The following is a 519-nucleotide window of genomic DNA, read 5'->3' on the forward strand; positions in this document are numbered from 1 at the left end:
TGCCAGCGGCGGTGCCAAAATGCCCTAAAACCGGCGGTTTAAAAATGTACCCGACTTCAAGGGGTTTGAGTGTTGCCGGAGCCGGTACCTGGCTGCTCCGGCAATCGGTTTTCAACGGGTCTCAGATTTCGATTTTCTCTTTCATGCGGTAGCTTTTTCCCTGGATGACAACGGTTTCGGCGTGATGGAGCAATCGATCCAGGATCGCCGATGTCAGCGTGCTGTCGTTGTTGAAGATCTCCGGCCAGTCCTTGAAGGCCTTGTTGGAGGTAATCACCATCGCCCCTTGCTCGTAGCGCCGGCTGATGACCTGGAACAGCAGATCGGCCCCGGCCTTGTCGATGGGCAAAAAGCCCAGCTCGTCGAGGACCAAGAGGGCCGGCCGGGTGTACTTTTTAATCTCTTGTTTCATACGGCCCGCGCTCTGGGCGGCCGCCAGGGTGTTGATCACATCGACGGCCGTTGCAAACAGGGTCGTGTAACCTTCCAGACAGGCGGTATGGGCCAGGGCCGAGGCGG

Annotated in this window: 1 protein-coding gene; it reads right to left on the bottom strand. The window is 58.0% G+C overall.

The window, feature by feature from the left end; genetic code table 11:
- Nucleotides 1-121: 121 nt before the first annotated feature.
- The coding region (locus tag MRX98_RS21895) for an ATP-binding protein (protein WP_246915334.1) at nt 122-519 on the bottom strand (398 nt) is incomplete at its 5' end.

Origin of the sequence: Desulfatitalea alkaliphila (assembly GCF_022968795.1) — a bacterium.
Classification (GTDB): Bacteria; Desulfobacterota; Desulfobacteria; order Desulfobacterales; family Desulfosarcinaceae; genus Desulfatitalea; species Desulfatitalea alkaliphila.